This window comes from Parafrigoribacterium humi, assembly GCF_040227205.1.
Classification (GTDB): domain Bacteria; phylum Actinomycetota; class Actinomycetes; order Actinomycetales; family Microbacteriaceae; genus Parafrigoribacterium_A; species Parafrigoribacterium_A humi.
This window is the reverse complement of sequence record NZ_JBELOA010000001.1, coordinates 341,239-354,250: the sequence shown is the minus strand read 5'-3', so window position 1 is coordinate 354,250 and position 13,012 is coordinate 341,239. Positions and strand designations below refer to the sequence as shown.

General features: G+C 60.1%; 10 protein-coding genes, 1 tRNA gene and 1 pseudogene. 5 read left to right on the top strand and 7 right to left on the bottom strand.

The window, feature by feature from the left end:
• Nucleotides 1-30: 30 nt before the first annotated feature.
• Complete coding sequence (locus ABUA28_RS01680; protein WP_349902154.1) at nt 31-1,377, bottom strand: GH1 family beta-glucosidase; 1,347 nt, start codon at nt 1,375-1,377, stop codon at nt 31-33.
• A gap of 373 nt (nt 1,378-1,750) precedes the next feature.
• Here ABUA28_RS01680 and ABUA28_RS01675 point away from each other — a divergent pair, with 373 nt between their 5' ends.
• From ABUA28_RS01675 to ABUA28_RS01665, 3 genes are all read left to right on the top strand, one after another.
• Nucleotides 1,751-2,443, top strand: a complete 693-nt coding sequence (locus ABUA28_RS01675) for a metal-dependent transcriptional regulator (protein ID WP_349902152.1) — start codon at nt 1,751-1,753, stop codon at nt 2,441-2,443.
• Nucleotides 2,444-2,808: 365 nt separating this feature from the next.
• Nucleotides 2,809-3,306, top strand: coding sequence for an HNH endonuclease (locus tag ABUA28_RS01670; protein ID WP_349902150.1), 498 nt, complete (start codon nt 2,809-2,811; stop codon nt 3,304-3,306).
• 187 nt (nt 3,307-3,493) lie between these two features.
• A tRNA-Arg gene (locus ABUA28_RS01665) sits at nt 3,494-3,568 on the top strand.
• Nucleotides 3,569-4,115: 547 nt separating this feature from the next.
• Here ABUA28_RS01665 and ABUA28_RS01660 read toward each other — a convergent pair.
• The 6 genes and pseudogenes from ABUA28_RS01660 to ABUA28_RS01635 all read right to left on the bottom strand — a co-directional run.
• Nucleotides 4,116-5,180 (bottom strand): annotated as a pseudogene (locus ABUA28_RS01660) (recombinase family protein); the annotation flags it as partial.
• Complete coding sequence (locus ABUA28_RS01655; protein WP_349902148.1) at nt 5,177-6,139, bottom strand: replication-relaxation family protein; 963 nt, start codon at nt 6,137-6,139, stop codon at nt 5,177-5,179. The pseudogene ABUA28_RS01660 and the gene ABUA28_RS01655, both read right to left, overlap by 4 nt.
• A 157-nt stretch (nt 6,140-6,296) precedes the next feature.
• Nucleotides 6,297-7,790 carry a type IV secretory system conjugative DNA transfer family protein gene (locus ABUA28_RS01650; RefSeq protein ID WP_349902146.1) on the bottom strand — a complete coding sequence of 498 codons (1,494 nt, stop codon included), beginning with the start codon at nt 7,788-7,790 and terminating at the stop codon, nt 6,297-6,299.
• A gap of 1,219 nt (nt 7,791-9,009) precedes the next feature.
• Nucleotides 9,010-9,564, bottom strand: a complete 555-nt coding sequence (locus ABUA28_RS01645) for an MT-A70 family methyltransferase (protein WP_349902144.1) — start codon at nt 9,562-9,564, stop codon at nt 9,010-9,012.
• Between the two features lie 186 nt (nt 9,565-9,750).
• Nucleotides 9,751-10,020 carry a hypothetical protein gene (locus ABUA28_RS01640; protein WP_349902142.1) on the bottom strand — a complete coding sequence of 90 codons (270 nt, stop codon included), beginning with the start codon at nt 10,018-10,020 and terminating at the stop codon, nt 9,751-9,753.
• 2 nt (nt 10,021-10,022) lie between these two features.
• The gene (locus ABUA28_RS01635; RefSeq protein WP_349902140.1) at nt 10,023-10,331 is read right to left on the bottom strand and encodes a hypothetical protein; all 309 of its coding nucleotides are present in this window, start codon (nt 10,329-10,331) and stop codon (nt 10,023-10,025) included.
• A 130-nt stretch (nt 10,332-10,461) separates the two neighbouring features.
• Here ABUA28_RS01635 and ABUA28_RS01630 point away from each other — a divergent pair, with 130 nt between their 5' ends.
• Both ABUA28_RS01630 and ABUA28_RS01625 read left to right on the top strand, forming a co-directional pair.
• Nucleotides 10,462-11,424: a hypothetical protein gene (locus ABUA28_RS01630; RefSeq protein ID WP_349902138.1), complete on the top strand. Its 963-nt coding sequence runs from the start codon at nt 10,462-10,464 to the stop codon at nt 11,422-11,424.
• A gap of 207 nt (nt 11,425-11,631) precedes the next feature.
• Nucleotides 11,632-12,945: a prepilin-type N-terminal cleavage/methylation domain-containing protein gene (locus ABUA28_RS01625; protein ID WP_349902136.1), complete on the top strand. Its 1,314-nt coding sequence runs from the start codon at nt 11,632-11,634 to the stop codon at nt 12,943-12,945.
• Nucleotides 12,946-13,012: the final 67 nt, after the last annotated feature.

Here is a 13,012-nt window from a genome sequence, read left to right as displayed (position 1 = left end):
TCTCACCGCGCAATCTTCATCGGGCGGGTATCACTCGAGTTCGAATCGTCGCTCGCGGTTGACCGCGCGATACCAGTGCGCTGAGGACTTGTAGCTTCGGTCGAAGGTCTCGGGGTCCACGCGCACGATGCCGAAGCGCATCGTGTACGCCGCCGCCCACTCGTAGTTGTCCAGGAGAGACCAGAGGTAATACCCCTGGACGCCGAGGCCCTCGTCGTGTGCCCGAACGGCCCGCCGCAGGAACTCGCTCACGTAGCGAACACGATCGACATCGTCGACCACGCCGTCGTTCGCCTCTCCCTCGACGGGTGTGCCGTTCTCGGTGATGTAGATCGGCACGGTCACCCCGTATTCATGGCGAGCGACCCGAACCGCGTCGAGGAGAACGTCGGGGTATAGCTCGCTCCCGTTGGAGAGATAGTTGCCTCCGGGCTTCTGCTCGACCAGGTCCGGCGCGGTGGTGTCGGCGGTCGAGTCGACCACGACGCGCGCGTAGACGTTGAGACCGAGAAAGTCGATCGGCTGTCCCGCCAGGTCGGAATCCCCTTCGCGAATGTCGGGGAGAGTGTCATCTCTTCTGAGCTGCGCAAGCGAACGATCGCTGAGGCCGCCGGCGAAGAGCTCGTCGAAGAAGAAGTGGAAGGACTCGTCTTCCTCGCGGTCGGCGATCTGTCTGTTCTCTGCGGTGTCCGCGGCGAGGTATCGCTTCCAGACATCGATGACGATCCCGATCTGCCCGGGGGAACCCGCCGCCCTGAAGTTCTGCACAGCCCTGCCGTGGGCGAGCATCGCGTTGTGCATCGCCTGTTTGCCCTGGCGCGGATCCTTGATGCCCGGGGCGAACACGCCCAGACCGTAGCCGACCCAGAGGGAGATGGGCTCATTGAGGGTGGCCCAGAGTCGAACCCGGTCACCGAAGCGAGCGAATGCCACCCGGGAATACTCGTCGAACCAATCGACGACCTCGCGGTTCGCCCAGCCTCCGCGATCCTGCAGCGCCTGGGGAAGATCCCAGTGATAGAGGGTGACATTCGGCTGAATTCCGGATGCGAGCAGGCCATCGATGAGTCGGTCGTAGAACGCGACCCCCTCCTCGTTCACCTCGCCGACACCGTCGGGGATGAGCCGCGACCAGCTGATGGAGAACCGGTAGGAGTCGATCCCGAGATCTCTCATGATCGCGAGATCTTCGTCGAGACGGTCGAAGTGGTCAGACCCACGATCACCCGGAACGTCGTCGCGCACCGTGCCGGGGGTGTGGCTGAAGGTGTCCCAGATCGACGGTGAGCGGCCTCCGCGGTCTGCGGCTCCCTCGACCTGATAGGCGCTCGTGGCGACCCCCAGGATGAACCCATCGGGGATTATTACCTCTGTCACTGGGCCGGTCCCACTCTCGCAGTCGGTGATCGCTCGCTTGACGCGGTCGAGGAGCGTGAATAGCCTCGGGTGAAACGATTCACGAATCATGATACAGAAATCGCGTTGCGCACGGTGACCATCGTCCGCTGCGGTGACCTGTTCGAGGCTGATCGCCTGCACCTGAACGCGTCTGGATATCGCGTGTTCGCCTCGGTCATCCGCCCTGCACTGGTTCGCGGATGATTCGCAACCGGAGCGTTCCGGACTCCGCTGCCCGGCAGCGCGCATACACGGCGTCGTGACGGGTGCGCCTCCACGCGGCGCGATAGGAGGACAGGTTAGGCTTGCCTAGGCGCGATTGCCCACAATTCGTGACATCGAGGAGGCTTCAATGGCAGATCTCATTGACACCACTGAGATGTACTTGCGCACCATCTATGAGCTCGAAGAAGAGAACATCGTTCCTCTTCGCGCGCGCATTTCGGAGCGCCTCGGCCATTCAGGGCCCACGGTCTCGCAGACCGTCGGACGCATGGAGCGGGATGGCCTGGTCGTGGTCGAGGGCGACCGTCACCTGGCACTCACCGAGGCCGGACACAGCAAGGCGGTGAACGTGATGCGCAAGCACCGCCTCGCCGAACGGTTGCTCTCCGACGTGATCGGCCTGGACTGGGCGCTCGTGCACGAGGAGGCATGCCGCTGGGAGCATGTGATGAGCGAGCAGGTCGAGCGCCGCATCGTCGAGATGCTGGAGCATCCGACGCACTCGCCCTACGGCAACCCGATCCCCGGGCTCGAGGGCCTGGGGCAGAAACCCACCGGCAAGTTCTCGGACGGCGTGGTCAACATCGTCAACTACGTGTTGGGCGCCGTGGGCCCGATCCAGGGGACCATCACGCGTCTGGGCGAGCCGGTGCAGTATGAGCCCGAACTGCTGGAGCAGTTGAGGGCCGCGGGCGCGGTGCCGGGCGCGCGGGCCAGCTTCACGGCATCCGGTTCCTATGTGCTTGTGCAGGTCGAGGGTGCCGACGAGGGGCTCGAGCTGCCCAACGAGGTCGCCATCCACGTCTACGTCGGCATCTGACGCTACGCGTAATTAGCTGGCTAAATTCTGGTCGCTGAGCTCGTCGAAGCGTTAACGAACGGTAACGCGGCGCGCCCTGGTAAGAGGCGTGCCCTTTTTTGCGTTAATCTGGGTGTCTTGCAACTCTGAGAGTGATTTCGGGAGAGCTGATGTCTGATCGCCGCACCATCCACGCCTTGGATGACCGCGGCTTTTTTCACATCCGGCATTTCTGTCAGGTGAGCGGATTCGTCCGCGCGCGCACTTCGGGCACTGTCACTGCGTGACGGTGCCTTTTTTGTTTGACAGTTTTCTCTTCACTAGCTGAGCCGCAGGACGCATCGAAATGCCTGGAAGCCGTCCAGGGATCTGTCGATTGGATGAGAATGCGCACGCTAGTCCTCAACGCGGGCTTTGAGCCCCTCGCCGTGGTCTCCTTCAAGCGAGCGCTCGTGCTCGTGATGAATCAGAAGGCGACGATCGTCTCGGCGGATGCGGAGCATCCGGTGTACGGTTCGTCCGGTTCGTGGGCGCGCCCCTCGGTGATCCTGCTCACCCGTTACGTGCGCATTCCGAATAGTCGGCTAATCCCGGTGTCGCGCCGCGGTGTGCTGCGCCGCGACAACCACCGCTGCGCATACTGCGGTGGCTCGGCGAACACGATCGACCACGTGCAGCCGCGCTCGCGAGGCGGGGCGGACAGCTGGGAGAACCTGGTGGCCTGCTGCCTGCGCTGCAACAACAAGAAGGGCGATCGCACCCTCGCCGAGATGAGCTGGAAGCTGCGCATCCGCCCCCGCGCTCCGCACGGCACCTCGTGGATGGTGCGCGGCATCGAGCGCGACGTTCCCCAGTGGGAAGAGTTCCTGGCTCCTGCTGCCTAGCGCGGTGGTCGAATAGCGAGCGACGAGCGTATCGAGACCCCCACGCTTCGACCCGCACCATCCCTAACTTCGGAAGAATTGCAACACGCCGCCCAAAACCGTCACTTTTCCCCGGCGTTTCGCATTTCCTCCTGAGTTATCGTTGTCCGCCGGCTTCTCGGATGTCCCCGCTAGACTTTCCAAGCCAGCCTCTGTAGCTCAACGGAAGAGCAGTTCCGTCCTAAGGAAACGGTTGGGGGTTCGAATCCCTCCAGGGGCACCAAATGTTCGTCTCTAGAACCCTCGACCAAGGAAATCTTGGCTGAGGGTTCTTCTTTTTGCCCCGCAGCGGTTGTGGTCGCCATCGGTTCGGTGGTCAGGATCATCTCGAATGGCTCCGCGAGTTCGGTGCGGATCTCGCCATTCTGGTCGACAAGGATCCGGACGAAGAGCGCCTGGTTGAAGCGTCTACGGATATGGTCGGGCGCTCTGCGATAAGCCTCGTAGCAATTTTGGAGCAGCTCCATCGCGCTGACGAGGTTGCTCTCTAGCTCTGAGAACTTGATCGTCATCGTCGAAAGCCGCTCGGAGATAGACGAAAGCTGGAGTGAGATTCCACTTTGTTCTGCGGCGTACAGGTCCGCCGGAACTACACCGTCAAGGTGGCCATCGAGCAACTTTTTGCTGCGGGCTTGCAGGCGCGCTTGCTCGAGCAGAAGGTCGTGCTGTAGCCGATGGGTCTGTTCCATCCCCTCTTCAAGCTCCTGCTTTAAGGTGATTTCTATCTCTGCACGCAGTTCGGGGCTGAGGGCAATCGTCCGATAGTGATCGACAATCTTGCTCTCGACAAGGGCAATGTTGACTGCGGGTTGTAAGCAGTCAGTTCGTTTCTCGTGACGGCCGCTGCAGATGAAGTACTCGTAGGTAGTTCCGTGTCGATTGACAGCATGGTGCACGATTAGTCGGCTGCCGCAGTTTCCGCAGAACACACTGCTTTTCAAGTAATGGTGATGGTCGCGTACCTTCTCTCCGGCGACGTGGGACGCCATGACGTCTTGCACCTTTTGCCATACAACCTCATTGACGATCGGTTGATGGCGTCCTGGATAGACAGCGCCTTGAAACCGGACTTCGCCCTTGTAGTAGGGGTTCATGAAGATCTTATGGAGCTGGTTCGCCTGAATCGGCTTGCCCGGTCGAGCAGGTGTCGGGGCTGAAATAAGGCCGCGATCGACAAGCTCTTCCGCGAGACTACGGATCGTCCAATCGCCGGTCGCGTAGGTCTCGAATGCCCAGGCAATTAGTTGGGCACGTTGCTCGTCGACGACGATGGTGCGCACTTCGCGTCCCTCGGCGTTGGTGACGCCGGCGTTGTGATATCCGATTGGTGCTTTACCGGGTGTGCCACCGGTCTTCGCTTTTTGGTGCATTCCTTTGAGGACTTCGTTGGCGAGGTTGCGCGAGTAGAACTCCGCGATCGACGACATGATGCCGTGCAGGAGCATGCCGCTTGGTGTCTCATCGATGTTCTCGGTCGCGGACACAAGCCGCACCTGCGCTTTTTGCAGCGCCAGGTTGATCGCCACATCGTCGGCGCGGTTGCGGGCCAGGCGATCGACTTTGTGGACGATGCAGTAGGCGATCGGTTGCTCCCGAACAAACTCCAGCATCTTCTGGAGTTCGGGCCGATCGGCTGATCGAGCGGACTCACCTCGATCGACAAATTCTTCAACGATGTCTGCGCCGAGCGTTGCAGCGACACGTCGGTTCGCCTCGCGTTGGGCAGGAATTGAATAGCCCTCCGGGTCGCCATCTCGTTCAGCTTGTTCCTTTGTCGACACCCTCAAGTAGCTCACTGCATGCGGTCGCGGTGACGTCTCGGGTTCGGTATTCATTGCGTTGCCTCCCTTCCTCTAGTCGCCAGATTTGGGGCGGCATGTGCTCCTCCCTCGGATTGGCCTCCTGAAGATAGCTCCGTTGCACGGAGGAGTCCAGATGTTTGGTGTTGCGGAATTGTCTTCACTCCAGCCGTATCGGGGGTCGATCTGCCAGAAACGAGATCGATGAACTTGCCTGGTGCCACGGCGCAGAAGAGTCGTTCGTCGAGTAGCTTGTCCGCCTTGATTGCGGCCATAAGATGCTCCCGGCGTCGGGCCTCGACCATGAGCCAGACAACCTTAGGGAACACACCTGCGTCTGTTTGCTCACGGCCGCTTTCGAAGTAGCGCTGGTAGATCTTGCACTTGCCGATGACGGTCGGGAGCGATTCGGTCCCGTTGTCGATTTCGATGAACCAGTGGTCTTCGTATTCGCCAACAGCGGTAACCGCGTGAAGGTCCGGTTTGAGTATTTGGGCGGTCCCGCCTCGACCTACGAAGGTGCGCCAGTTCGTTGGTTCGGTTGTCACTGTGACGAGTTCAAGATCACTCCGGTGCGCGGCTTCCTCAAGCATGACGCGGGTCTCCGCGACGGCGAGCGTGTGAGCGAGGAAGAGCGCTGATGGGTCGAAGGTGCGCTGACGCTTCGTGTTCTTGGTGGTTTTTTCGGCGCGCAGGAGGCGGTCGCCTGCGTCGTCGATGCCCCAGATGTACGACCCGGAGCCTGCATGGATGCCTCCGATCTGCCTGCTGAGTTTGAAGATGAGCGCCCGCAGCTCCAGCCGAGTCATCACGCGAATGCATGCGCGGATTGCTGCGCCGGGAGATGCGTGATCCCAAAACAGCAACCGCTGAATCTGTTTGGTTGTCAGGAATCTGTGCTCGCGGATTAAGCGAAGGATCTCCATGTCGCGAGGCGTCACCATCGATTGCAGCATGGCGATGCTGTACGTGCCTAGACGGTTATTCGGGGTCATGGTTGTCGCCTCATTTGGTCCGGGACTACCACCCGGAATCGGGTGGTAGTCGGCTCCCGAAACGGCAGATATTGGGCCAAAGACGCCGGAGTCTGGCAGGTGTTCGACGATGCGAACGGATACCCGACCGGACGGTCAGATACACACTTCTGATCTGTCATGACTGACTCCGTGTGCGCCGACCGATCGGCTCGTCTGCAGCAGGTTTCCGAGCATTGGCAACTGGTGCAGTTGAATCGGTCGCCGGTTCTGGGTCCCGTCCGTAGCGGGCCTGGCTTGCAGCGACGATTTCGACTGTGTTTGACATCGTCGCTGGGGGAGGCAAGGTCTGACCAGACACCCAGCCAAGGTGTCGCCCGCTCCTCATGAGGGAGGTGTAGATGCCGTACTGCGGCAAAGTCATGAAGTCTTCGGCGACAAGTTCGGGTGCCATCGCTGCAACCTCGCGAGCATCTTTCGCGCCAAGGCCGAAGACGATCTTGTTCAGTGCGTTTGCGTCGAGCGCATTCTTCGTGTCGGTCGGAAGTTGATCTCGGAACTGATGTGCGAGATTCCAGACGACGCCGAGCGAGCGCGAACGGGCGAGGGCATCGGAGAGATCATTGCCGCCTAGATGGATAAACTCCTGCAACTCGTCAACGTAAATGGACACAGGTGGGCGGCTCAATTTGGGCAGTGCCGCGCGGCCAAGTGTGAGCTGCCAGAGTTGCGAGACCAACAGCGATCCGAGAAGCCGTGCGGCATCGTTGCCCAAGATTCCAGTGTTGAGAGGCACGAGCAAGACCTTGTGTTTGGTAAATACCTCATCAAGCTGGAACTTCGGTTCGCTCTGGTCTAATACCCGCTTGAGACTCGGGCGCAGCAGAAACTGGCGCAGCCGGGAGAGGACGGGACCAGCAAACTGAGCTTGCTGCCGCTCTGACATTGCGCCGTACTCAGCCCACAATGACTCAAGCCCGTCTGGATCGTTGAGGCCACCGATCAAGGTCGACCGAAACCGCGCATCGGTCAGAAGTCGTGGAAGCCACGTCAACGTCGCGCCCGGATGGCTGGCCAGCGTCAAGGTCGAGGCGCTCACCATCTCGCTGGTTCTAGGCCCGAATGCACCAGGGAACAGATCGCGGAAGATTGCGACGACGCCATCTGCAATCAGTTCGGCACTTGTGCCTGGCACGCGAAGTGGGTTGAGTCCGACCGGGGCCGAGTCTGTCGGGTCGAGCACGGCCACATCTCTTCGACGCGATTGCGGGATGCGTTCGAGAACGTCTTGAACGAGATCGCCTTTCGGATCGATCACCACGAGTCCGCGCCCTGCTCGAAGGTCGGCCACAATCAGGTTGAGCATGGCGGTCGACTTACCCGAACCTGTCGGCCCGACAATAACGGAGTGAAAGAGGTTGTCCTCGATACTCAGACCAAGGGGCTGAGTATTGCCGGGTGCGGTGGTTCGGGCGAAGACGCGGACCTTCTCGACGTCGGTGGTGGATAGTCTGAGCGCTTTGGGGTGTGCGGCCGGAAGTCCCGGGAGGTCGTCGGCTTCGAGTGGCCACGCGATCAGGCTGAGCGTCTCGGCGATGCTGAGGTGCAGCGGCGTCCAGAACGGGACCAGCGCTCGATCGAGCGAGTCACCGGAGTCTTTGACAAAATTCATACGCACGCCTGGTGCTTGCAGCGTGCGAAGTGCCGAAAGAAGTCCTTGCATAATCGTTATGCGACGCGCCTCCGAGTTTGCGGTCGCTGCCACTCGGATGACTGCCTCGAACCCGGGCTGACTGGCTTTGTCGCGCATGCGTCCGGCGAGCTCACTCGATGCTGGTCGTCCACCACTCGCAAGAACGTCGAACCACGACTGCGTCGGGTCCGCAGGTCGCGCTGCGAGCGTCTGGGGCGAGCGACCTCGCGAGAGTACGACTTGGAGAACAGCGTGCTCTTCACGGAAATGTGCCTCGGTGAGAGAGGCGAGGAGAGCCCGGGCCGCATGTGGGGCGTTGTCCGCAGCAAGGTGCAGTTGCTGGCCCTTTACCTGAAGGCGGGCGCTGCGGGCCACCCGTGGCCGGACGTCGCCCTCAGCGCTTGTTGCCGTGCCCGACACCAGCCCCTCAATGGCGCGGGTGACGGCCTTCACCTGGTGGGCCGGTGTTCCGACCACGTGGGTGACTGATCCCTCTGAAACACGAACCTCCCAGATGACCGGTTGCCGAGTTAGGTCTGAGGCCAAGCGACGCAGTAGTCCCGAGGCAAGCTGGGTGTCCAGCGGAACAGGCCAGTGCACCTGCTGCCAAACAAGCGCGCGACCTGGCTCAGGAGGCCTCATCTGGATCCTCCCTGCCGTGCTTTCCGTCGGAGTGTTCGGCTTGGGCCTGCGCTTGAGCTTCGGCATCAGCTTGCGCGAGTGCGATCAGCGCTCGACTTAGCTTCCGAAGATCCGGTGGGTTACGGCGAACAGTTCGTACCGAGATACGCCGCTCATAGGAACGTTTCGATTGTTGACGTTTCCGAATGCTCATGACTGGCTCCCATAGGATCCAGTGAGGCCCACCCCTGCGCAAGGTCCCTCACGCCTTGTAATACAACTTTTCGAAATTATGTCAATACCCAAATGGCTGCACGGGTGAGCGATCGGACGCGTGTGACCCCGAGAATTCGGGAGGCGAATGGCTTGCTGTGATGAGGCTTTCACCAGCGCGCCCGACGCAGCCGAAGCCAGAACGTGACTCCGGCGATCACCAACAGGACCACCACGCCACCCAGTAGCCACGGCCAGATTGACTCCATGAGTTTCACGCACAGCCAAAGCACCAAGCACGCGCCGAAGAGAAGCATCACGGCATTCCAGGCGGTGCGAACCGGCCCAGTCGGTTCGGACATCTCTACGCCACATCCGTTTCACTCCTTGTGGCAGGAGAGTCGGGCACCGGCCAGCCCGGTAGATCGACGTCCGATGGAATCTCATTACCCCAGACGGCCCACCCATGGTGAGGCCTGCGAGCAAAGAGCTCAAGATACGGGCTGGGAGAGACGCGCTCGATGATCTCGTGAACCTCTTCGGGTTTATGCGAATGGTCTTGGAGCGGGGCGAATAGCCACGTGCCTTGACCTCTGAATTTCACCGGTGCTTTGCCCCGAGTACCGAGCATGACGTGCTCGGTCATGTTGCGTAGATAGACGCCGAGTCCGATCCGAGGTTTGATCCAGGTCAAGATTGAGCGATATTGGAAGCCCCAGGCCTCGAGCACCTCCTGCCCGAGAGGAACGGTCGCGTTGGTCACCCAGAGCCAGCAATGCGCATCGTCGGATGTGATCTCGCGGATCGCTGGTCCCATGCTCTTGATGGCTTCTAGCGACATGGTGCCGTAGTGCTTTTCTCCAGATTGGCCCGTCCATGGCGGATCTGCGACTAGCGTTGAATACTTTGGTTGTGTCATTGAAGTTCCTCTTTTCTGCTGTCGGTCTTAGATCGTGCGGCTTTCGCCCGCGCACAGCTCCCTGAGTGAAGAGCAGAGCAATCTCACCGGCAACTGTCCGATCGTTCCCAGTTCAGAGCGACCGGACAGTCGCCTTCCGTTGGTGCCGTGCGGAACCCGGCGGCGATTGCGGGTGTTGTAATTCGGTCAACGAGGGGGCGTGGACTCGTCCCTCGATACGAGGAACGACTCCCGAATGAGCGCCTTACGCGCCTCGTGCGCATCGGCGCCGAGCTGTGACGCGAGATCCAGGATGGTCGCTCGCATACGGGCCTGAACTTGGTCCAGGTCGGCCTCGATGCGGGCGATCTTCGCCTCGCGGCGGCGTTCCCACCAGTTCATGGTTTCAACGATCGCGATGACAAGACACGCATACAGGGCGAGCACCAGGACAGAAGTACCGATGGTCTCAAGCACCCTCACCACCTCTGAATCGCTTGGGCGGCACCCATGGCGTAGGCGTCGACGATGTGCTTGTAACGTGCCTCTCCGATCGGGGCGACCTGGATCAGGTGCTGCTCCAGCGCCGACAGCGCACCGACGTTCTGCAGTGCCGTGTTGGTCAGCAGCGCCCGACCCTGCTCGTAGGTGTCCGCGACCAAGGCTTGCGCCTGGACCCGTTCAACCTCACGGCTTGCCTGACGTTGCATGCTGCCCGACATCTGGGCGAGCCCATTTGAGCTGAATGCACCGCCTGTCGACATCAGCTCGGTCTTGGAATTCAACATGTCCACTCCTTATCTCGTATCCCAGGACCTCTTGGAACTGGGCTATTTCGACGCTAAGTGCGGGCGAAAGTCTGGGGAGAAAGTCGGAATAAAGTTGGAATTACCGCCGCGCTAACCACCAAAGGGTCCGATGACATCCCGCACACCCCAAGCCGATGACCTCGCCTACGATTTGGCGTTCCTAAGGAAAGGCGAGGGCTTCACCCAGCGCAGGCTGGAGCAGGTACCGCTCGTCGCCGGACTACTCCGACAGGCCGAGGATGATTCCTTCGAGCGGGTACGGAGCCGCATGGTCTCGGCAATCGGATCGCTCGACGAGCGCGAGGCCGCACTCCTTATGGACGTTTTCGCGCTCGGTCCAGACATGGCACCACTGACGCGGCTGCAGGAGCGCCGGAAGGCGCATGCCGCCAAAGTCGAGCGCGGCATCGACACCGTCGCTAACCGCGAAACAGTCGCCCTTCAGCATCTAGTCTCCAAGCTTGTTGCTGGAACCTATGCGCAATCGCCGCTGACGCTGGACGTCCCTGAGATGCATAACGGCATCATCTACGAGACCACCAGCACCCTGATCGTCGTGGAGAACCGCACATGGAAAGAAACCCGCGAGCACTACCGATTCGTCGCTACCTTCGACGAAATGGACTACCTCACTATCAGCCGCTCCTACCCGGCGAAGGCGACCGCCATCTCAGGAGGTGCTTTCACTGTCAACTCGCGAGAGACCTCGAAAGGCTTCAACGACCACTTCTGGCACCGCGACACGACTGGCGAGCGTAACGAGCCGATGCGGCGCGGTGAGGTCTACGACCTCAAGTTCACCCTCGAACCCGAAGAAGCGGCCGAAGAGCGAGACACCATCGTCAACGCCAGTCGCGCCTTCCACGAGCGCTCGCTCCTCGCCTCGATCCAGGTCGGCTTCCTCGGCGAGAAACCGAGCACGGTCTGGACCTACCAACAGGTCAGCTTCTTCGCTCAACCGGGCACACCAAACGACAGCAACCAGATCCAACTCGATGACCGAGGTGTTGCAACGCTTCGACTCCGCGACCTCCACGGCGGTCTCTTCAGCGGCATCGCCTGGACCTGGTGACGAGAATTATCAACGAGGGTTTATCCCGGAAGCCTGATCCGGGTATCTAACCCCAAAGACCCTGGCTCTACGGCAATACGCCTAAGACATCGATGTCCGGAGCGTTTCCGTACCTGCGCACGACTAATAGCCGCAGCGGAGGGACTAGCCGAATCGTCTTTTTACGCTTGACTCATTACCGCTCATGCTCCATAGTCATGCTCAGAAATGTGGACGGCATCATCAAAACCACTTACTAAACATGACGGCCGACGCGGTTTCACGATCGTCGAGCTTCTTATCGTCATCGTGGTCATTGGTATCTTGGCTGCGATTACCATCGTCGCCTACAACGGGATTCAGCAAAAAGCACATGTGGCAGCGTTACAAAGCGATCTGAACGGTGCCGCCACGACTCTCGAGGTAGCCAACATCAGCAACGGAACCTATCCGACTGATCTGTCCAGCGCTGGACTGAAAGCTAGTGCTGGTACGACGTATCAGTACACGTATACTGCTGCTGGTAATAGCTACTGCCTGACGGGCACCAACAGCGGCGTGTCCTACATGGTCTCAACAGCGAATGCCGTGCCGACGGTGGGTACATGCAGCGGAGATATCAGCTGTGTCGCCAGCGGACCAAGTATTACCTGGACTCAACGCACCAGTGCGGGAGCCAAGAACTGGTGGGGTGTTGCTTCCTCGATCGATGGCGTAAAGCAGGTGGCCACTGAATACGCGGGCGGGTATATCTATACGTCGACAGACTCTGGTGCGACGTGGACTCAACAAGCCAGTGGTGCGAAAGCCTGGCTATACGTCGCGTCATCCTCAGATGGCACAAAACTCGTCGCAGATGAATACGGCGGTTATCTTTATACGTCAACTGATTCTGGGGTGACTTGGATGCAGCGTACAAGTACTGGCGCGCAAATCTGGTGGGGTCTCGCCTCTTCGGCCGACGGAAGTAAGATTTCTGCGGTCAATGGCAGCACTGGGGCAGGATACCCCTTTACTTCTACAGATTCTGGCGCAACCTGGACACAGCGGACAAGCGCAGGTTCACAAAATTGGGTCGCGCTCGCCTCATCATCAGATGGTACAAAGTTAGTCACTGGGGCATACGGCGGCGGTTACCTTTCCACTTCTACAGATTCTGGTGCGACATGGACACAGCGGGCAAGCGCAGGGGCCAGAAGCTGGCACTCGGTGTCGTCTTCGGCTGATGGTACAAAATTGATCGCGACCGACAACGCACCTGGCTACATCTATACCTCCACAGATTCGGGGGCAAATTGGACTGCGCGAACGTGTGTCGGATCCAGAAGTTGGGGTTGGACGGCGTCTTCGGCCGATGGCACGAAGCTGGTTGCTGGGGTCTATAACGGTGGCTATATCTATACCTCCGCTGATTCTGGTGCGACATGGACACAGCAAACGAGCGCTGGGTCAAGGCATTGGTACGGCATAACCTCTTCGGCCGATGGGACGAAAATCACAACCCTCGACTATGGCGGCTACATTTACACAGGGGTTTACTAATAACCCTTTCCGACACCGTTCCCAAGCATCGCAATTTGCGCTGAACCTCAGAGGTAAAACAGAGCGA

Coding starts and splice junctions, on each gene's coding strand:
- ABUA28_RS01675 (WP_349902152.1), top strand. CDS start 1,751: ATGGCAGATCTCATTGACACCACTGAGATGTACTTGCGCACCATCTAT.
- ABUA28_RS01670 (WP_349902150.1), top strand. CDS start 2,809: ATGCGCACGCTAGTCCTCAACGCGGGCTTTGAGCCCCTCGCCGTGGTC.
- ABUA28_RS01655 (WP_349902148.1), bottom strand. CDS start 6,139: ATGACCCCGAATAACCGTCTAGGCACGTACAGCATCGCCATGCTGCAA.
- ABUA28_RS01650 (WP_349902146.1), bottom strand. CDS start 7,790: ATGAATTTTGTCAAAGACTCCGGTGACTCGCTCGATCGAGCGCTGGTC.
- ABUA28_RS01645 (WP_349902144.1), bottom strand. CDS start 9,564: ATGACACAACCAAAGTATTCAACGCTAGTCGCAGATCCGCCATGGACG.
- ABUA28_RS01635 (WP_349902140.1), bottom strand. CDS start 10,331: ATGTTGAATTCCAAGACCGAGCTGATGTCGACAGGCGGTGCATTCAGC.
- ABUA28_RS01630 (WP_349902138.1), top strand. CDS start 10,462: ATGACATCCCGCACACCCCAAGCCGATGACCTCGCCTACGATTTGGCG.
- ABUA28_RS01625 (WP_349902136.1), top strand. CDS start 11,632: ATGTGGACGGCATCATCAAAACCACTTACTAAACATGACGGCCGACGC.